Consider the following 671-nt stretch of genomic DNA (forward strand, 5'->3'; position numbering starts at 1 on the left):
CTTATGGCAACGAATCCAAAGCCTACGATTTGGGGACACTGCATGTGATGCGGGATGAGATGCTGGACAAACGCCTGTGGGATTTGCCTGATACCGGAGAGGACATCGGAATAGATACACTCGGAAATCCTGTGTATATGTCAACAGGAGATTTCTACGAGGGAAAAACGACTAATCTCATCGATGGAATTATCGAATATGCAACAGGTACCGATAAATTTATCCCCAATACGACTTACTTTGGCGACACGTGGGTCGTGAATGGGGTGGACGTCAATCGCAACCCCTCATGGAATGTCATTATTGACCTTGGTGACTATTACAGACTGAGTCGCATTGTAACACACCAGACGTGGAATGTTAACGATGAGTATAGCTCCGGTCAAGTGGGACTCTTTTACGGAAGAGATAATGTGGGGAGATATAAGGTTTACTATTTAGACGAAGCTTCCAATGTATGGAAGCTTATCGGTGAAGAGAAAATAATTGCAAGACCCCCTAATAATTACACCGATATGGAGATTATCTTTTTTGCTGAAGCAGGCGATGAAGTGTTCATGTATCCCGATGATCCGGACTTCACACCGCGTACCCGCTATTTCAGGTACGAAAAAATAGCCGGATTTCTCGGTGTCGGCGATAAGCTGACCGAGATAACGCTGTATGGCAAA

General features: G+C 45.0%; 1 protein-coding gene. It reads left to right on the forward strand.

All coding sequences use genetic code 11. The features are described 5' to 3' along the window. Positions 1–671, forward strand: a 671-nt coding sequence (locus ASC50_RS02775) for a DUF5000 domain-containing lipoprotein (protein ID WP_226995355.1), incomplete at both ends; no start/stop codon positions are given.

The organism is Candidatus Symbiothrix dinenymphae, assembly GCF_001431085.1.